The organism is Acinetobacter sp. NS-4 (assembly GCF_037402435.1).
In the GTDB taxonomy this organism is placed as follows: Bacteria; Pseudomonadota; Gammaproteobacteria; order Pseudomonadales; family Moraxellaceae; genus Acinetobacter.
The window spans coordinates 13,827-33,080 of sequence record NZ_JBBEUE010000015.1 but is presented as its reverse complement, the minus strand read 5'-3'; the positions used below and the strand labels follow the sequence as shown (position 1 = coordinate 33,080).

The 19,254-nt window shown below is 38.8% G+C and carries 20 protein-coding genes and 1 pseudogene; 20 read left to right on the top strand and 1 reads right to left on the bottom strand.

Features of this window, described 5'->3' with window-relative positions; all coding sequences use genetic code 11:
• Positions 1-2 precede the first annotated feature (2 nt).
• On the bottom strand, positions 3-728 hold the full coding sequence (locus WAE57_RS11880) for a folate-binding Fe/S cluster repair protein (RefSeq protein WP_337710772.1): 726 nt from the start codon (positions 726-728) through the stop codon (positions 3-5).
• 729 nt (positions 729-1,457) lie between these two features.
• Here WAE57_RS11880 and acnD point away from each other — a divergent pair.
• From acnD to WAE57_RS11780, 20 genes and pseudogenes are all read left to right on the top strand, one after another.
• A complete protein-coding gene (gene acnD, locus WAE57_RS11875) occupies positions 1,458-4,064 on the top strand; it encodes a Fe/S-dependent 2-methylisocitrate dehydratase AcnD (protein ID WP_337710771.1) in 2,607 nt (868 codons plus the stop codon).
• 76 nt (positions 4,065-4,140) lie between these two features.
• Positions 4,141-5,952 (top strand): NACHT domain-containing protein, encoded by a 1,812-nt coding sequence (locus WAE57_RS11870; RefSeq protein WP_337710770.1) that lies wholly within the window; start codon positions 4,141-4,143, stop codon positions 5,950-5,952.
• A 160-nt stretch (positions 5,953-6,112) separates the two neighbouring features.
• On the top strand, positions 6,113-6,262 hold the full coding sequence (locus tag WAE57_RS11865; RefSeq protein ID WP_337710769.1) for a zinc ribbon-containing protein: 150 nt from the start codon (positions 6,113-6,115) through the stop codon (positions 6,260-6,262).
• A 139-nt stretch (positions 6,263-6,401) separates the two neighbouring features.
• Positions 6,402-7,028, top strand: coding sequence for a hypothetical protein (locus WAE57_RS11860; protein ID WP_337710768.1), 627 nt, complete (start codon positions 6,402-6,404; stop codon positions 7,026-7,028).
• 467 nt (positions 7,029-7,495) lie between these two features.
• A complete protein-coding gene (locus WAE57_RS11855; protein ID WP_237788238.1) occupies positions 7,496-7,702 on the top strand; it encodes a hypothetical protein in 207 nt (68 codons plus the stop codon).
• A 256-nt stretch (positions 7,703-7,958) separates the two neighbouring features.
• Complete coding sequence (locus tag WAE57_RS11850; RefSeq protein WP_337710767.1) at positions 7,959-8,609, top strand: hypothetical protein; 651 nt, start codon at positions 7,959-7,961, stop codon at positions 8,607-8,609.
• Positions 8,610-8,730: 121 nt separating this feature from the next.
• Positions 8,731-8,952 (top strand): hypothetical protein, encoded by a 222-nt coding sequence (locus tag WAE57_RS11845; RefSeq protein ID WP_337710766.1) that lies wholly within the window; start codon positions 8,731-8,733, stop codon positions 8,950-8,952.
• A gap of 202 nt (positions 8,953-9,154) precedes the next feature.
• Positions 9,155-9,856 (top strand): DUF1003 domain-containing protein, encoded by a 702-nt coding sequence (locus WAE57_RS11840; protein ID WP_086175375.1) that lies wholly within the window; start codon positions 9,155-9,157, stop codon positions 9,854-9,856.
• Positions 9,857-10,432: 576 nt separating this feature from the next.
• Positions 10,433-10,681, top strand: a complete 249-nt coding sequence (locus WAE57_RS11835) for a DUF6868 family protein (protein WP_337710804.1) — start codon at positions 10,433-10,435, stop codon at positions 10,679-10,681.
• Positions 10,682-10,813: 132 nt separating this feature from the next.
• A complete protein-coding gene (locus tag WAE57_RS11830; RefSeq protein ID WP_237788235.1) occupies positions 10,814-11,527 on the top strand; it encodes an SIMPL domain-containing protein in 714 nt (237 codons plus the stop codon).
• Positions 11,528-12,120: 593 nt separating this feature from the next.
• Positions 12,121-12,567, top strand: coding sequence for a hypothetical protein (locus WAE57_RS11825; protein WP_237788234.1), 447 nt, complete (start codon positions 12,121-12,123; stop codon positions 12,565-12,567).
• 80 nt (positions 12,568-12,647) lie between these two features.
• Complete coding sequence (locus WAE57_RS11820) at positions 12,648-13,313, top strand: pseudouridine synthase (RefSeq protein ID WP_337710765.1); 666 nt, start codon at positions 12,648-12,650, stop codon at positions 13,311-13,313.
• A 237-nt stretch (positions 13,314-13,550) separates the two neighbouring features.
• Positions 13,551-14,504: a DUF4041 domain-containing protein gene (locus WAE57_RS11815; RefSeq protein ID WP_337710764.1), complete on the top strand. Its 954-nt coding sequence runs from the start codon at positions 13,551-13,553 to the stop codon at positions 14,502-14,504.
• A gap of 171 nt (positions 14,505-14,675) precedes the next feature.
• The gene (locus WAE57_RS11810) at positions 14,676-15,056 is read left to right on the top strand and encodes a ribonuclease E inhibitor RraB (RefSeq protein WP_237788231.1); all 381 of its coding nucleotides are present in this window, start codon (positions 14,676-14,678) and stop codon (positions 15,054-15,056) included.
• A gap of 441 nt (positions 15,057-15,497) precedes the next feature.
• Positions 15,498-16,591 (top strand): annotated as a pseudogene (locus WAE57_RS11805) (catalase family protein).
• A gap of 205 nt (positions 16,592-16,796) precedes the next feature.
• Positions 16,797-17,249: an SRPBCC family protein gene (locus WAE57_RS11800; RefSeq protein WP_337710763.1), complete on the top strand. Its 453-nt coding sequence runs from the start codon at positions 16,797-16,799 to the stop codon at positions 17,247-17,249.
• Between the two features lie 9 nt (positions 17,250-17,258).
• On the top strand, positions 17,259-17,606 hold the full coding sequence (locus WAE57_RS11795) for a DUF488 family protein (RefSeq protein WP_337710762.1): 348 nt from the start codon (positions 17,259-17,261) through the stop codon (positions 17,604-17,606).
• 96 nt (positions 17,607-17,702) lie between these two features.
• A complete protein-coding gene (locus tag WAE57_RS11790; protein WP_337710761.1) occupies positions 17,703-18,044 on the top strand; it encodes a zinc ribbon domain-containing protein YjdM in 342 nt (113 codons plus the stop codon).
• Between the two features lie 190 nt (positions 18,045-18,234).
• Positions 18,235-18,594 carry a 5-carboxymethyl-2-hydroxymuconate Delta-isomerase gene (locus WAE57_RS11785; protein WP_237788226.1) on the top strand — a complete coding sequence of 120 codons (360 nt, stop codon included), beginning with the start codon at positions 18,235-18,237 and terminating at the stop codon, positions 18,592-18,594.
• Between the two features lie 296 nt (positions 18,595-18,890).
• Entirely contained in the window at positions 18,891-19,226 is a 336-nt protein-coding gene (locus WAE57_RS11780) for a YegP family protein (RefSeq protein WP_337710760.1), read from the top strand.
• Positions 19,227-19,254: the final 28 nt, after the last annotated feature.

Genomic DNA, 19,254 nt, shown 5'->3' with positions numbered 1-19,254 from the left:
TATTATTGTGGACGTGCCACCTCGCCATTTAAGGCTTCAGGCAAATCTAGCACTTGTAATCCCAGCTCTTCAAGCGCAGCAGGTTTCGCTACGACTAAGGCTTTATAGCCGCCATCAACTACAATGCTGTTGACCACTTCTACATCATTATTCAATTGTGTTGCAGCAGCAGGAACATCACCGGTACCTTGCACCAAATGCAGCCAGTGTTTCGGTTTGGCCTTGAACCAGAGGCGTGCAATAATTTCCTGACCCAAGTAACAGCCCTTGTCGTAATGTACACCTTCACGCTGATGCAAACGCAGTTCTTGCGGCTGGAATTCTTGTGCCGTTGTCGCTTCAATCCAGGCCTGACCTGCTTCAATGGCTTGAAGCTGCCAAGCAGCGATATCGGTTTCAGTGGTAGAAAAATCGGTGCTATCGCCATTTAGTGTAGGGAATACTTGACCCGCTTGTTCCAGTTTCATTTTTGAGAATGCACCAAACTTTTTAATGTGCTTGGCAAATTCTTCTGCCTGGTCAGCAGTGACGACAATTTCAAAACTTTCCGGATTGATTTTTTTCAGCCATAAGCCAAACAGGATACGTCCTTTTAAACTACAGATCGCGGTATAGCGAGTCAGGTTTTCTGCTAAGGCTTCGGTATTTAAAGTCACTTGGCCCTGAAGGAATTTTTGTGCATCTACACCATTTAAAGTGAATGATGTAAAAGCAGTCGACGTTGCCATGATTAGCCTCTGGGTATATTTCACAAATCATTAATTGTAGATATTTTGCAGCATGCCAGGCAGATAGGCAAACAAAAAGCCCAGATTGCTTAGCTTTACTGAAATTCAGAAATATGCGATTTTGTTTAAATGACTATGTGTGAACTACAAGATCGACAGCTTTAAAAACGCTGCTCTAAGCCAAGAATGGCTATTTTTTTATTTTTACCCTTTATCATTTTTTTGTCATTTGAATATCTTTTGTGACGCGATATTCCAAGGGTTTAGAATTATGGAATGATGAAAAAATAGGTATTACCCAACAAGCATATTCAAAAGATAAGCATCGAAGGCAGTGCTAGATCATCAGATTTGCAGCTTAACGCTATTTTTTAGGTTTTAATGCCTGACAAGAGCGAATGCAATATAAAAAATATAAGCTTTACATCTACTTAAACGATTGGGATAAATATTACAGAACAAGATTGTTTTGTATTCGCTTAGGCACATCTAATACTAAAGAATGAGGCCTATTTCCCGCTATTTTTCCAAAAAAAGCACGATTAGAGCAAATATCCCAAAAAATATGTAACAATTTGTTTCCAAAACACCTGTTTTTATATCTAAATATATGAAATATAAAAGATTTGGGAAATGGCTTTTCGGCGGTGTACTATGCCGTTGAACCGATTGTAACTCGCAACAACAATTACGTAGTAAAGAAAAAATGATTCAAGAGGCAGGTAAGCTATGAACAACAACTACCGCAAACCACTGCAAGGTACCCAGCTCGAATATTATGACGTACGCCAAGCCGTAGAAGATATTCAGCCAGGCGCATATGCAAAACTTCCCTATACTTCAAAAGTACTTGCCGAACAGCTGGTACGCCGTTGTGATCCTGCTATTCTGGAACAGTCTTTACGTCAGCTGATTGAACGTAAACAAGATCACGATTTCCCTTGGTATCCGGCACGAGTGGTGTGTCATGACATCTTGGGGCAAACTGCACTGGTTGACCTTGCAGGCCTCCGTGATGCCATTGCCGACCAGGGCGGCGACCCGTCTAAAGTCAACCCGGTTGTTCCAACCCAGCTGATCGTCGATCACTCTTTAGCGGTGGAATACGGCGGTTTTGATCCGGATGCATTCCGTAAAAACCGCGAAGTGGAAGACCGTCGTAATGAAGACCGTTTCCACTTTATTGAATGGACCAAAACTGCTTTTGAAAATGTTGATGTGATCCCTGCGGGCAACGGCATCATGCATCAAATCAACCTGGAGAAAATGTCTCCAGTGATTCAAAACCGTGAAGGTGTGGCATTCCCGGATACTTGTGTCGGTACCGATTCACATACTCCGCATACCGATGCCTTGGGCGTGATTTCTGTGGGCGTGGGCGGTTTGGAAGCTGAAAACGTGATGCTGGGCCGTGCATCTTGGATGCGTCTGCCAGACATTATTGGTGTGGAACTGGTGGGTCAGCGTAAGGCAGGCATTACCGCAACCGATATCGTGTTGGCATTAACTGAATTTCTGCGTAAAGAACGTGTCGTTGGTGCGTATCTGGAATTCTTTGGTGAAGGCGCAGACAGCATGTCTGTCGGCGATCGTGCCACCATTTCCAACATGACTCCTGAATATGGCGCAACTGCAGCGATGTTCTCTATTGACCAGAATACCATTGATTACCTGACTTTAACCGGTCGTGAAGCAGAGCAGGTGAAACTGGTTGAAGCTTATGCCAAAGAAATTGGTCTTTGGGCTTCAGATATGAAGCAGGCGGAATATCCGCGTGTACTGCGTTTCGATCTTTCAACCGTTACGCGTAACATTGCAGGGCCATCGAACCCGCATGCACGTGTCTCTACATCTGACTTGAAAGAAAAAGGTATTGCTGGCGTGGTTGAACACCGTACTGATGGCTTAATGCCGGATGGTGCGGTAATTATCGCGGCAATTACTTCATGTACCAATACCTCTAACCCGCGTAATACAGTGGCAGCTGGTTTACTGGCACGTAAGGCAAACGAGTTGGGCTTAACCCGTAAACCTTGGGTGAAATCTTCTTTTGCACCGGGTTCTAAAGCAGCAGCTTTATACCTTGAAGAAGCGGGTGTATTGCACGATCTGGAAAAACTCGGTTTTGGTATTGTGGCTTATGCATGTACCACCTGTAACGGTATGTCGGGTGCGCTAGATCCAAAAATTCAGCAAGAAATTATTGACCGTGACCTGTATGCCACTGCGGTACTTTCGGGTAACCGTAACTTTGATGGCCGTATCCATCCTTATGCAAAACAGGCGTTCCTGGCATCTCCACCCTTAGTTGTGGCTTATGCGATTGCCGGAACGATTCGTTTTGACATCGAAAAAGATGCACTAGGTACAGACAAAGACGGCAATCCAATTTACTTAAAAGACATCTGGCCATCGGATGAAGAAATTGATGCACTAGTAAAAGTTGCAGTAAAACCAGAGCAATTTAAGAAAGTTTACATTCCAATGTTTGATTTGGGCGAGCGAGAAAAAGCGGCAAGTCCATTGTATGACTGGCGTCCGCAAAGTACTTATATCCGCCGTCCGCCATATTGGGAAGGGGCATTGGCTGCACCGCGTACTTTAAGCAATATGCGTCCGCTGGCAATTTTGGGTGACAACATCACTACTGACCATTTATCACCATCGAATGCGATTGTATTGGATAGTGCATCTGGTGAATATCTGGCGAAAATGGGCGTACCTGAGGAAGATTTCAACTCATACGCAACTCATCGTGGCGACCACTTGACTGCACAGCGTGCGACTTTGGCAAACCCGAAACTGTTTAATGAAATGGTGGTTCGTTCGGACGGCACAATTAAGCAAGGTTCAAAAGCGCGTGTAGAGCCGGAAGGCGAAGTGATGCGTATGTGGGAAGCGATTGAAACCTACATGAACCGTAAACAGCCTTTGATTGTGATTGCAGGTAAGGATTATGGTCAGGGTTCAAGTCGTGACTGGGCTGCCAAAGGTGTACGTCTTGCGGGTGTAGAAGCAATTGTTGCTGAAGGTTTTGAGCGTATTCACCGTACCAACCTGGTCGGTATGGGTGTGTTGCCGCTTGAATTTAAACCGGGTACAGACCGTAAGACTTTGAAGCTGGATGGTACCGAGCTGTATAGCGTAGTGGGTAATATTGCGCCACGTTCGACCTTAACTTTGGTGATTGAACGTTCGACTGATGATGGTAAAAACCAGATTGTTGAAGTGCCTGTAACCTGCCGTCTGGATACCGAAGAAGAAGTTTCTGTTTATGAAGCGGGTGGTGTATTGCAACGCTTTGCACAGGACTTCTTGGAAGGGAATGTGGCTTGATGATTTAAGCGAAAGTTATTGATATTGTTGTAAAAAGACCCTACTGTGAAGTGGGGTTTTTTATATCGAGAATATTGTGCAAGAAGAAATACTTAAAGGTCTTATTTCGGAATTAATAAAGCAGTTTACTTTACCAATATATAGTGGCTTAAAGAGGTTCACGAAAGATGTTAATAATAAGATTCAAGTAACATTAGATTTGTGTTTCTCAGAGTATTTAGCGCGAAATTATGAACGATATTCAAAAACAAAAACTCTTTTGTATAGGGACATGCCTGTAAATTTAAAGGATTTTTATGTACGTACTGACTTAAAAATTAATTCAAGAATTTTAGATGAAAATAAATTTATCAATGAAATAGAAGAGAATAAGAGATTAATTGTGCTTGGTAGTGCAGGTTGTGGAAAGTCAACATTCTGTAAAAGTTTATTTGTTGAATTAATAGAAAAGCCTATTGGTATTTTCCCAATTTTTATCGAATTAAGACATTTAAATAACTCTCCTGAAAAGTCTTTGTACAATTTTATATTGAATTCAATGGTAAATATAAATCCATCTTTTAATAAGGTACAATTAGAATATGCCCTGAAATTAGGAAAAGTTTTAGTTATTTTAGATGGATTTGATGAAGTAAATAATGAAGAACGAGAAAATATTGAAAGAGAAATTTTAAGTTTATCAAATAACTATCATGGCATCAGAATTTTGATTTCCAGTCGATTTGATAGTAGGTTTTCATCGTGGGAAGAGTTTTATCAATATTATATTCAAGATCTTGACAAAAACAAAGCTCTAACTCTTATTAATAAATTAAATTATGATAGGCAAGTAAAACAATCATTTTTAAAAGAATTGGATAATAACTTATATGAATCACATTTAAGTTTTGCATCAAATCCTTTATTGTTAACTATGATGCTTTTGACATATGAGCAGATAGCTGAAATTCCTAATAAAATACATCTTTTTTATGAGCAAGCATTCTTAACTTTATTTAATAAGCATGATTCATTAAAAAGTATGTATAAGAGAAAATCTTACTCACAGCTGCCTTTAGATGATTTCAAGCGTTGTTTAGAGGGGTTTTGTATACTCAGTTACTGTGATCGATTATATTCATTTGAAGAAAGTCAGATATTTAAATATCTTAATAATGCAATAAAGCTTTCAAATACTAATACAAACTCAGAAAATTTTTTAAATGATTTATTGGATTCTGTTTGCATATTGCAACGAGATGGACTTGGATTTACTTTTACTCATAGATCATTTCAGGAATATTTTACTGCACAATTTCTCGTAAATAGATCTATTGATGGAAAAATTATATTATTTGATAAAATTTTTTCTTTGAGCTTTCAAGATAATGTTATTAACATGGTTTATGATATAAATTCTGATTTATTTGAAAAAGAGTGGGTTATTCCAAAAGTTGAAAAAATAATTTTAGATATTAAAAGTATGCAAACTGATATTTTTTCAGTTTTAAATAAAATGTATTCATCACTAAGTGTAATTGATGCAGAAGGAGATGATTTGGTAATAGGTTTCGGAACGGGAAATGCAATGAAAAAACATAGTGATTTCTGTTTTTTTATGATGAGATTCTATAATAATGAGTATAAAGTTTTTTGTAAAACTAACGAAATAAATAGCAATTTTAAAGAGTTTGAAGAAGATTTGATTAATTTTATTCAAATGAATGGTGATATTGATCTAAATGAAATAGAAAGAATAGATCCTTATGCAAAAGAGTTGATAAGGAGATCAGGAGTATTTGAAACTACTTTAAAGTATATTGAATTCTTAAAATATTTAATGAACTCTCTTAAGCTTAAACATAGCGTTCAAGATGCTGATATTATGTCTTTAATTTTTGGTAAGTAATTTAAAAATATAAGAATATTTAGATTTATTTTATTGGTTGTTAATTTTTCTGGATATTTATCGCCCAAATGCCACCATCAATTGTCGAAATGATCAATAGACAATCATCACGATAGGGGTATACTGGTTCTACCATTTCTAAAACCCATGGAGAACAAAAATGGTTACTGCTGGCGAAAAACCCGGAACAGGCTTCTATTTTTGTGTTCAATGTGGACATCGCGTCTACTTAGAAATTGGTACTGATCGTCTACCACCGTGTACCAAATGCCTTGGCAATCAATTTAACAATAAAATTGCGATTGCCTAAGCAGCACCTATCAAACAGTTACCCACTGTTTTGAACAAAAGCCCTATTCATCCATAGGGCTTTTTTGTATTTATACATTTTAAATAACGTTACAATTGCTTCATGATACTTTATGCCAATAATGGCAATAGATAAAACAATGAAACAAGATCTAAAAAGATTAATTAGTTTGGCATTCCAAGAAGCGAAAATTAAGTCTTTAGAACACGAGAGGCAACAAGAGCCCAATTTAAAACTTATTCATGCTCAGCGCAGTCGATATTGGATAGAACGTTTAGCTGAAAACTTACTGCTTACAACACTACATGATCGTCCTGGTGACGAAGAGTATTTAGCATTCTATCGTAGTAAAGAATATGACGAAAACGGATTAAAACAGCGTCAAATATTTGGCTTAAATGAGTTTTTGTTTGATGTAGTCGTGGGGAAAATGGTTGATATCCCTACTGCAAGCACTCAACCAAACTTACAATCAGTATATTTAACGCTAAAGGGTATAGAGAAAGCGATCTGGATTGTAGAGAGTGAATTTCAGTTTAAAAACTCTCGTGCGCTTTTGCTTGATATCAATAAATTAGCTGTCAGTAAGGCAAAGAATAAATTATTTATCATTAGCTTAGATGAAAACAGTAGAATTAATGAATGGGCAAAGGATGTCATCAAAAAGCTGATGAAAGGTGATGATGCAAATGTGTATTTAGCGAGTGTCCCTCATCCGAAAAATTGGCTTATCCAAGATCAGATTCTGTTAGAAGAAATTATTTGATAGATGCATGACTCATGACTTGGTTTTAAACAAAAGCCCTATCACTCGACAGGGCTTTTTTGTTGGTTGGGCATCCTATCGCAGTGTATCAACCGCGACTACAGGCGGAATAGCAAATTCCGTGATTTCCACAGGTGAATGAATTGGGGCGACTTTACTGTCCATTCTGTCTTTGCCTTGCCTGTGCGGGTGCCCTGCTGTATCAGGATGCTAATTATTATGCTGATATGCTGGGTACGCTTTGGACAAGAAAATAACAGGAAAAAACTGCCTTGAAAATGTAAAGAAAATATATGTTTATACAAAATTTTTAAGAAATATTTATTTAAAGAATGTCACTGATATTTCATGTAAAACCGCTTGATTTTCACTCAATAAAGGCATAATTTTAATATTGAATTAAATCCATAATATTTATATGGGTTTATTTATAGTTGAACTTTATAAAAATTATTAGGGGACTATCAATGATCAAATTTATTGTAGATGAACAACCTGCAGCTAAAGGCATACACTATATACATAATGCGACACTGGGCTGCGAAGACCTGCCAAAATTTGATGACCAGATTGTGATTGGATATTTTGCAAATTACGAATTGGCATATAAACGTGCAAGAATGAATTGGCCGACTGAAAAAGTGGAAGGCTGTAGCAAGTGCTGTGTAGAATAAAATTTATAGCAATGATTATGGCTGTCTAAGAACCCACTATTTGGTGGGTTTTTTGATGGGTTCAAATGGAAATAGATAACATAAATAAAATGATGACCTTATTTGATATATTGTGAGCGGAGTCTTCGATGAATCTGCTCGTAAATGCTATTCTGAAGGCATCAGTTCAGCTGACAAAAGAATAAATTGAATGAGAGCCATATTTGCTATGTTTAAGTGCTTTACTTTATCTGTCTATATGCTGTTGGCGCTTGCAATGCCCACACTAAGCCTGGCCCAAACTTCAGCTTCACCCGAACAGGTCAAACTGCAAAAAGACCGCCTCAAATACCAAGCCTATATTCCTGAAAAATATGTGCTGTTTGAAGCAGTTGAAGGTGATTTAAACAAAGATGCTAAAAATGACTTGGTATTGATTGTCAAAAGTACAGATCCCAAGCAGTGGGTTATGGATGAATACCGTGGCAAGCTTGACCGTAACCGCCGTGGTCTCATTGTGCTGCTGAATGAAAATGGCAAATACAAAAAATTGCTGCAAAACCTGTCCTGTTTCAGTTCAGAAAATGAAGATGGAGGCGTGTATTTCGCGCCAGATTTAATGCTGGGCATAGAGAAAAACAAACTCTTGGTCAATTATGGACATGGCCGCTATGGTTGGTGGGGATATAGCTTTAGAGTAGAAGGCAATGACCTGCGCCTGATAGGTTATGAAAGTTCAGAAAATCATGGTCCATATATACAAAGTGAAACCAGTATTAACTTTTTAACCGCGAAAAAGTTGGTTCGGCAAAATTTAAATGAAGACCCTGAAGCTGATCCCAAATTTAAAGAAACATGGAGAAAAATCAATTTCGCACCTATTTATCTGTCTAAGATAAAAGACTTTGATGAATTGTATTTTGATTGAGCATTAAAAAATGCAAATCGCTGATTCTTAAGCAGAGGATTTTATCATTCAATTTTGTTTGAAAATTAGTCAAATTATCCCCATGTAAAACCCTAGATTCACAGTTTTTAGGACAGCTGAATTGCAATACTATCTTGATCTCAATCATGACTCAGGTGTGGCCAACTATGAAATTGGCCGGGAATTCATTCGGGTTCAATTCAGGAAAAAATCAAAAATTTATACCTATAGTTATGCCAGTGCCGGATATCAACATGTCGAAAACATGAAACAGTTGGCCCAGTATGGCGATGGTTTAAATGCCTATATCAATCATCATACCCATCAGCTATTTGTTAGATAAGGTATCTGTTTATGATCTGAATATTCAAGATCAATCCCGGCAGGATGCTTAAAAAATTCGATTCAGGTAGAAAAGACGCAGCGGTCTTTGCAGCAAGCTGGTATAAAATCAATACAATTTATCCCAGCCTATATTGCAAGCCATGTAACCGGATAGTGGCTTTGAAACAGAGTAAAAGTGACAATAGAACAAGAGCGCGCTTATGAATGGAAAAACAGAATGTCAAACATGTATGGTCTGCAAGAAAAGCTTTCCTAAAAAAAGCCTGATTCCTATCGGAACAATTCGAAAAGTCATTACAGAGGAAATCTCAAAGGATTTTCCGGAGTGGTCATCTGGAGACTTTATATGCCAAGCCGATTTAACCAAATATCGTATGCAGTATGTGCAGTCCATATTAAAATCTGAACAAGGTGAAGTCACTGATCTGGAATATGAAGTGTTGAACAGTATGCAACAGCATGAGCTGATCAGCAAAAATATAGAGAACAAGCTCGATCAGAATTGGACCTTTGGAGAAAAACTGGCCGATAAAATTGCAAGTTTTGGTGGAAGTTGGACCTTTTTGATCTGCTTTGCCATTTTCTTGGCCTTATGGATTTTGGTCAATACGGTGGTAATGGTGAAACATCCTGCAGATCCATATCCGTTTATTTTACTAAATTTAATGCTGTCCTGTTTGGCAGCCATTCAAGCGCCCGTAATCATGATGAGCCAAAACCGGCAGGAAGCCAAAGACCGCTTGCGTTCACAAAATGATTATCAGGTCAACTTGAAAGCTGAATTGGAAATTCGGCATTTACATGAAAAACTTGATCATCTTTTAATGCATCAGTGGGATCGTTTGGCTAAGATTCAGGAAATACAACTGGATTTGCTTTCAGAAATGACCAAGAAGAAATAACAGGATCAACAGGGCTGGTATCTCTTGTGATGCAAGCCCTCTATGTAGAGAAAAAATTGCAATCTGTATGGATTTGGCGCAATTAAAAACGATATTTTCACTCGAATTGGGAAATTTTTTTATAAATTCAGATAAAGTGGGAAAATATCCTGAAAATAATAAAAATTGCAAAATCTTCGGAAATTAATCCCACACGCCTTGGGCTATTCTATATCTCAAGGGTGTGAAAGGGATCGAAAAGAGTAGATTGCTGCCAGTTGCGTACAACGTGAGTGTAGTACTTACCCAAAAGGTCTTGATTCGGCTTAGAACGCTATAGATTACCAATTTATAGGCATCAGGTTACAGCTTACCCAGTTGTAATAGTTGAAGTGAAACAGCATGTTTTCCCTAACACCCTAAAAAATTCTCTGTAGTAAAAATAAATGATAAAAATAAATGATAAAAATTTTAAAAATCAAATTGATAAAACTATATTTAACTGTCTGAAAACAGATACAAATCAGTTGTTCATTTCCGTTCATTATCTGCTAATTTAGAAATCATAAGCTACTACTCAGGCAGACAATAAAAATGATGAATGATGATTTATGGAGTCGCTTTTTACTTAGTTCATTGCTGATTAATTACATTATATTAATGATCTGGTTTTTAGCCTTTATTTTTGCCCGTGACTGGATGAAACAGCTACATGGCAAGTGGTTCCAGCTCTCAGACACCACTTTTGATGCCATTCATTATGGTGGTATGGCCATATATAAAATTGGCATTTTACTGCTGAATGTAGTGCCATTTTTTGCCCTCTATCTAATACGGACAGCCTAAACCGGATTGAGCAATTTACAAAAAACAAGCCTGGTGCAAACATGCGGATAGAGCATCACTTAAACAGCAGTTTCCAAGCTAAAAAACGGTCAAACTACAATAAAAAATCAAGCAGAAGAGGAATTCAGAACCATGAATCAATTTAAATCGGCACTGGTTTTAGGCGCTTTTATTTGCTTGGGGATGATTGTAGCAGGATGGATTCTGGGCAGTAGTGCAGTCAAAATTAAACAATATGAACGCATTGTTTCCGTCAAAGGCTTGTCCGAACGCGAGGTCAAAGCCGATGTGGCGGTATGGCCGATTCGTTTTAGTTCTGCCAGTCAGGATCTGACCCAGCTGTACGACACCATGGAAATACAAACCCAGCAAATACAGACTTTCTTGAAAGCGGAAGGTTTTAGCGTCGCGGAAATTACTACCGGAGCTCCAGTCACCACCGATAAATATGCCCAGCAATATGGCGGCGATGCCAATGTGGCACTGCGTTATACCGCACATCAAACCATTACTGTCTATACCCATAAAATTGATGCAGTACGGGCTGCACAGAGCCGCTTGGTGGCCTTGGGTAAAAAGGGCATTGCTTTTGGTGGCGATGATTCAGGACAAAGAACCGAATATTTATTTACCAAGTTAAATGACATTAAACCGGCCATGATTGAACAGGCGACTCAAAATGCCCGCACTGTAGCAGAAAAATTTGCCGCAGATTCCAAAAGCCGTTTAGGTAAAATCAAGGCGGCCAATCAGGGCCTGTTTAGTATTGAAGACCGCGACAGTAATACGCCGTATTTAAAGAAAGTCCGGGTAGTGTCTACGGTGGATTATTATCTTGCCGATTAAAGTGAGCAGGGATGTACGCTGAATATTGGAGATAAATTCCAGTAATTCTGGTTTTTATGCAATAAAAAATCTTTATTTTGGTTGAAGAGATAAAAAATTCTGTGAATGAATTATTTGAAGGAAAAAATTCCCAAAATTAATAGAAAATCAAAAATCTTAGGAAATTAATCCCGATTCGCTTTGGCTAATATATGTCTCAAGGGTGTGATAAGGGATCGGAAAGAGTAGATTGCTGCCAGTTGCGTACAACGTGAGTGTAGTACTTACCCAAAAGGTCTCGATTCGGCTTAGGACGCTATAGATCATAAGTTTATAGGCTATAAGATCATCACTTACAAAGTGGGATAGTTGAAGTAAACTCCAATGTTTTCCCTAACACCCTAAAAATTTTTTCCAAACAATAAAAAATAACAATTCTTTTTCTTTTCATTTGTTTAATCTGCATCAAATTTTACCCAGCTGAATGTGCATTCCATCATTAAAAGTATACTTATCAATTGATATAAAATGATTTTCCATCAAAAAACAAAATAGTCGGCTGAAAAAACTCTTGCTAGAATGCAAGTTGATCATTTTAAAATGAGCCAATAACAATGAAAAAATACGAATTGGAAATTCGTCATCCGCAACACTTGAGTGAGCAGGATGCAGAAGCTTTAGGATTATTTGAAAGTACAGAAATATTAAGCCAATTCGATGCAATCAACTGGCGTCGCCAACTGGTTTCGCAACTGGAAATGAATGGGGCCATTACCACATTTACCGTAACCGATACCGATACCCAGCAAAGCGTGCGCCTTAGTTTAAATGCCTATTCGGCTTCCGATCAGCTGGCATTTAAGCTGGACAGTGATATTGAAATTATCACGCCGCAAAAAAACCTGTTTGGTTTAGTCACCTTAAAAAACAAGGATTATGTGGCCTTTAAACAGCTCAGTCTGGATCAGGCCAGAGCATACCTTAACCATTTTTTAAATGGTCAGCTAGAAACCCTGAAAGACAGCTATAAAACCACCCGGGAAAAATCGCATCAGGCATAATTCTGGCCGGGTGTTGCGGCATTGACAGCGGTAGCAGAGATTGTTATTTTGCGCCCATTCTCCCCTATGCCGTATTCACTATGCCCATTAACGATAACTTCGTGTATATGCCGCCTCAGGAAGCGCTTGCTATTGTCTATGAAGATGAAGACTTGGTGGTGATTGAAAAACCGGCCGGGTTGTTGTCGGTTCCGGGGCGTTTGCCTGAACACCATGACAGTGCCTATTTTCGCGTACTTGAACGCTACCCCAATGCTAAAATTACCCACCGTTTAGATATGGCCACCTCGGGCATTTTGATGTTTGCCAAACACCGTGAAGCAGAAGTGGCAGTCAGTAAAATGTTTCAGGCACGTACCGTCAAAAAAAATTACATTGCTCTGGTTCAAGGCAAGCTTGAAGCTGAGGGCTGTGTCGAAGTGCCATTAATTACCGATTGGGAAAACCGGCCGCGCCAAATTGTGCATTTTGAATTGGGAAAATCTGCCAAAACCCTGTATCAGGCCTTGGAATATTCGGCAGCAGAAGACATTAGCCGGGTATTGCTGACCCCAATAACCGGGCGCTCGCATCAGTTGCGGGTGCATATGCAATATATCGGGCATCCGATTACTGGCGACAAGCTCTATCATCCAGAACCCTACCAAAGTTCATTAAAACGTATGGCTTTACATGCCAGTTATCTGTCTTTTAAACAGCCTTTAAGCGGAGCAGATGTTGAAATTAAGGTAAAAGTACCTTTTTAATCAATGTTTTAAGTATTTATCTGTTCAGTATTCTATAATCTTAATAATAAGTTACATATATGATATGAAGGCTATCTTCTTCTTGTCAGCTAACTGATTTATGATGATGAAAATCTTGGAATAATAAAAAAGTGCGATCATTCGCACACAATATCCCTTTTTCTAGTGATTGAAAAACAAATTAATAATAAATAATGTGTCACATTTCTTTGAAAGAATAATTTTGAGATAATAATAATGATTTATCTATATATCCTGACCACCATTATTTTGGTGGGATTGCTTTATCGGGCAATCATACGAATAAGAAAAAAACAGCTCAACCTTGAGTCTTTACAGGTGAATCTGGATCGCACGCGCAATAATCTGGCAGAGCATGAGCAGCAAAACGATGCGCTGCATCATCAATTGAATACCTGTCGTATAGAGATTGGAAATTTAAAAAACAAGGTTGAAAAGCTCAGTCAGTATCAGGGTGTTTTAGATATTGAAGACTATGTTGCAGAGCGAAAAAACCAGGTCGAGAGTTTTGTAGAAGTCACTAAAACTGAAGCAGCGTTTCTGCTGGAAAAAATCAAGGCAGAGATTGAAAGTGTACGACATTATCTGGAAAAACTGGAAAAAAATAGCCGACTTAACCTGGAAGCCCAGGCGAGAGAACGATTAGGTGGTGTTTATAATCAAGCGGTAGAACAAGAAAACTTAGCGGCAATTTCGAAAGCATTGGAAAATAAGATTCATGGTTATGGCATCCAATATTTATATCCTGCACAAACAGTTTTGGATCAGTTAATTGATGGCTATGATGGAATCCATGCCGTGCAGCAGTTAAAGGAAGTGCGCCGTAAAATAAAAAATGCCATTGCCGCAAACACGGTGGGACAATGTGATTATGTTGAAGAAAAGCGCAGGCTTTCGGCTGTCGCTCTGGTTACGCATGTGTTTAACAGTAAGGCCGATCTGTATTTATCACAACTGACTCATGACACGATGGGGGAGTTTATTCAGGCACTGCAAGATGACTTTATCCTGATCAATCATTATGGAACAGCATTCAGTCATGCCCGAATTAATGAATCATTTTTAAAGTTACGTCTGGAAGAGTTAAAGTTTGCAGGCCTGGTTTTAGCATTTAAGGCACAGCAACAGGCTGAACAAAGTGAGTTGCAAGAACAGATGATAGAAGGCTAACAACAGATGATAAAAGGCTAACAACAGCCTATCTATTAAAATAAGAATTTACAAAGAAAGAAATGCTTCCTCAGTAATATTGACGCAGTTAAATCGAGAAACTGAAACAAACTTGAGCTAATCTGTGTAGCATGATATAGCTTGTACCTGATTACAATAAGGAAGCGCTCCATGACACGCGATTTTGAACAATTTCCCGATGACGAAAACGGTAATGTACTTTGGCAAATGGCTGAAGATGGCGACGACTTGACCGAAGCCCATGAAATTGAATTTTCCATCGCTTTTCAAACTCAAGAACAGGCAGAAAAATGCGCACTTTATCTGCTGAAAGAAGAACAAAAAATCAGCCTGTTTGAAGATGAAGACGCTGACACGGTCGAGTGGATTATCACGATCTATGTGTATATGGAACCTGAATATTCAGACATTGTCGACCTTGAAGAGTGGTTTGGCAGTATTGCTGAACAGCATGGCGGTGAATACGATGGCTGGGGTTGCATGGCCTATGTTTATGATGACGAAGATTTAGAAGGCGAAATTAGAAGTTAATTCATTTTGTTAATATTTATAGCCTGTCTGAATTCATCGGGGTTCATCCAAAATCTGATTTTACCTTTTTAAAAAAGCCCTAAAAGTTCTAATGTTTAGGGCTTTTTTAACACTTGGATTTTATGAAATCATTATCAATGAATTAAAACTGAACAGGGCATAGTTAAAAATGAACCTTTTTGGATGATTACATTCAGTCTGTTCTTAATCTTGTAGATATTGCTGCTTAAATTTCTGATTTGAAATTTAAAAATAAAATTTTTCTTCATTATTTTATCTTTCTTAGAACCCATCATCTTAATTTTATCTGCCCATTTGTTTACTAAACACACTCAAATTATTTACTAAGCACTGCATTTATAATGAGTACTCCTTGCTAGATTAATACATAAATTTTAAAAAGCAGTTCATCCATATTCGAAGAATCGAAAGGAGCACCGCATGGCAGTCAATAATTATGTGGCCTATCGTCCAGAGGTAGAACAAAAACAGGAAAATGAAGAAGAAGATATTCAGTACATTGTAGAGCATATGGCTCAAACCCATATTCAGGTTTTTGACAAGCATCGTCATGCAGTTCGAGATGCACATGCTAAATCCCACGGTTTCTTAAAAGGCATTTTGACCATTCCTGAAAACCTGCCAGATTACCTGGCGCAGGGAGTTTTTGCCCATCCTGGTTATTATGATGTCATAGTCCGTCTGTCTGCTGCACCGGGTGATTTGCGAAGTGACAGAACGCCGGCTCCACATGGTTTTGCAGCTAAAATTTTAAATGTGCCGGGCGAGCGCTTATTACCAGAAGATTCAAGTGATGGAAAAAATCAGGACTTTCTGCTGGTCAATATTCCGGTGCTGGTTTTTGGAACGGTACGCAAATATATGCAAATGCTGCCTTTTATTACTGAAGGGGAAAGGGCACCTGAACTGGTCATGCATGGTTTTCGAGGAGTTATGCGTGGGGTCTGGTCAATCGTGCAGGCTTGCCGGCCTCTGCGACTATCCAGGGACTGACGCGTAGTCAGCATCATATACTTGGGGAAACCTATCACAGTATGGCAGCCCTACGTTATGGCAACTATATTGCCAAAATCAGTGTGGCGCCTGAATCTGAATCGGTGAAGCAGCTGACCAGCATAACGATGCAAATTCAAGATGATTCCAGCATACGTGATCTGGTACAGGATTTTTTTAAACGTAATACCGCTGAATATGCGATTCGTGCCCAGCTATGTACCCATCTGGACCGTATGCCTGTCGAAGATGCCGCCGTGTTGTGGGATGAAGATGAATCACCGCATCAAGTCATTGGTACTTTACATTTTCCCAAGCAGAAGACCTTTAGTCCGGCACGTCGAGTCTATTCAGATGACGTGCTGTCTTTCAATCCTTGGCATGGTATAAAAGAACACCAGCCTTTAGGTTCGATCATGCGGGTACGTATGCAGGCGTATGAACGTTCATCCTGTTTTCGGCACTGTATGAACATCCAGCCCCGCACAGAACCCAATGATATTGATGACATGCCAGATTAAATACTCACAGCCGGATTTTACACTCAGACTAAAAATACCTGCCTGAATGTAGCTGTTTTTAGACCTATACTGTTTAGGGATATTTTAATTGCTGATTAACAAGGAAGTGAAAACCCTGCTTAATATCGTATTAAAGCCCTACAGCATCAGAGAATAACCGCAATCAACTTGCATTTTAAAAATAACAATAAGACGAGGTTCGCAAATGACTGAAAGCAATACAGTGAAACTGCACCGTGTATTTACCGCACCACCAGAACGGGTTTTTAAAGCATTTATTGACCCGGATGCTCTGGTTAAATGGATGGCGCCACATGGTTTTACCGCTAAGGTTCATCATCTGGATGCCAAAGTCGGTGGGACTTACAAAATGTCGTTTAGCAATTTTTCTACCGGTTCCAGCCACTCCTTTGCTGGCATCTATCATGAAATCATTCCCAACCAATTGTTGCGCTATAGCGACCAGTTCGATGATCCCAATTTGCCCGGAAACATTGAAGTAAGCATTCAATTAAAAGCAGTTTCTGTTGGAACGGAAGTGCATATTACCCAATCTGGCATTCCCGATGTTATTCCTGTTGAAGCATGCTATTTGGGATGGCAGGAATCCTTGCAATTGCTGGCTTTACTGGTCAATGCTGAAATTCCAGATCAGTAGCAGCTTGCAATGCAAATTCAAATCAAACGTGCCTATGCTGAAGTTCTAGCTTCAGATGGAAAGCGGATTTTGGTTGACCGGTTGTGGCCCAGAGGCATTAAAAAGGAAGATGCTAAAATTGATCTGTGGCTCAAGAACATTACCCCTTCGACTGAGCTGCGAAAATGGTATGGGCATGACCCCGAACATTGGGACGAATTTCAGCAACGTTACAGAGCTGAATTGCAGCAACAAGTAGCGCTATTGCAGCAAATTAGCGAAATCGCTAAACAGGAAAAAATTAGCCTCATCACTGCAGCAAAAAGTGAAAAATATAACCATGTTATTGTACTTAAAAAGGTTTTAGAGGAAAGCTGAAAGCATCTGATGAGCAGTTTTATTCCATAATTTATATAAGGTTTTAGCAGGCGTGTTGCGGATAAAATGCTATAGTAGCGTTTTTGAGGTTTTTTTATGTCTTTGCCAAATTGCCCCAAATGTAATTCAGAATATGCTTATCAAGATGGCGATTTACTGATTTGCCCAGAATGCGCTCATGAGTGGAAACAAGGCGAAAGCAGTGCTGAACAGGCTACAATTATTAAAGATGCAAATGGCAATGTGCTTGCTGATGGCGATACTGTTACCCTGATTAAAGATCTGAAAATTAAAGGTTCTTCATCGGTGATTAAAGTTGGGACCAAAGCAAAGAACATTCGTTTATTGCCTGACTCAAGTGATGGTCATGATTTGGACTGTAAAGTGGATGGCTTTGGTGCCATGAAATTAAAATCTGAATTTGTGAAAAAAGCTTAATTCGCTACATTAAAAACCAAAAAAGCTCTGGCAACATGCCGGAGCTTTTTTTATGAAGTAGTGACTGCATGAATTATCATATTACTGGTTTTTATCAGAAGCATTGTTGATTAAACATTGACAGATCTGTTTTATGATTAAAGCACCCTCATGCTATAACTATAGTCATTCATCTTAAAGAATTGTTGTTATGCCGCATATCCATCTTGAATATTCAGACAATGTAGAAAATTTTGAACCAAAACCCCTCTTGCTTGCTTTAAATCAGGCCCTGGTTGAGGGAGCTTATGTCACTGCCGCGAATGAGCTAAAAAGTCGTGCCATTTGCCAGCACGATTATGTCATTGGTTTGGGAGATGCTTCACAAGCCTATGTTCATGCCAAAGTTTCTTTATTGACTGGACGTAGTGTAGAGTTACAACAGCAAATTGCTCAAGTGATTCTGCACACCCTTGAACAGCACATGCCAGCCCAAAGCCAAGTCAATGTACAGATTTGTGTGGAAATATTGGAAATGCAGAAAGCGACCTACGCTAAAAAAATTGTTTAAGGCTAGTCTGCCTATTTAATCAACAGCCAGAGAGAGAATAGATGGGCAATTTATTCTCTTGGCGGCCTGTTATTGGGCTGCGATCGGAACTGTACTTGGAGAAAACTGGGTTTTGATAAGAATAGCTCAGTGTCCTTTTAATGCGATAAATCATATCCATCTAGATTTAAATTGTGATCATAAAATGTGCTTTTTTTGAAATAAAAAGTCATTTATATTTAATATAAATAGCGTATTTTTTAACAATGTAATTCTATTCTTTTATAACTTTTACAATAACAAGCGGAGTGTTTTATATGGCAGGATGGTATGAAGTAAGTCAGGCGAGCGATGGGCAATATCGCTTTGTTTTGAAAGCTGGCAATGGGGAAGTGATTCTGACTAGCGAATTGTACAAGACTAAAGCTTCGGTACAGAATGGCATTGAATCAGTGCAAAAAAATAGCCCTGAGGATAGCCGCTATGAACGTCTGCAAGCGAAAAACGGTAAACCCTATTTCAATTTAAAAGCAGCAAATCATCAAATTATTGGCACCAGTCAACTTTATTCAAGCGAGCAATCCCGTGAAAAAGGCATTGAATCGGTAAAAAATAATGCTTCCAGCACCACCATTAAAGACCTGATTGTATAAATCAAATCGATGCTCAGATTAAAGCATG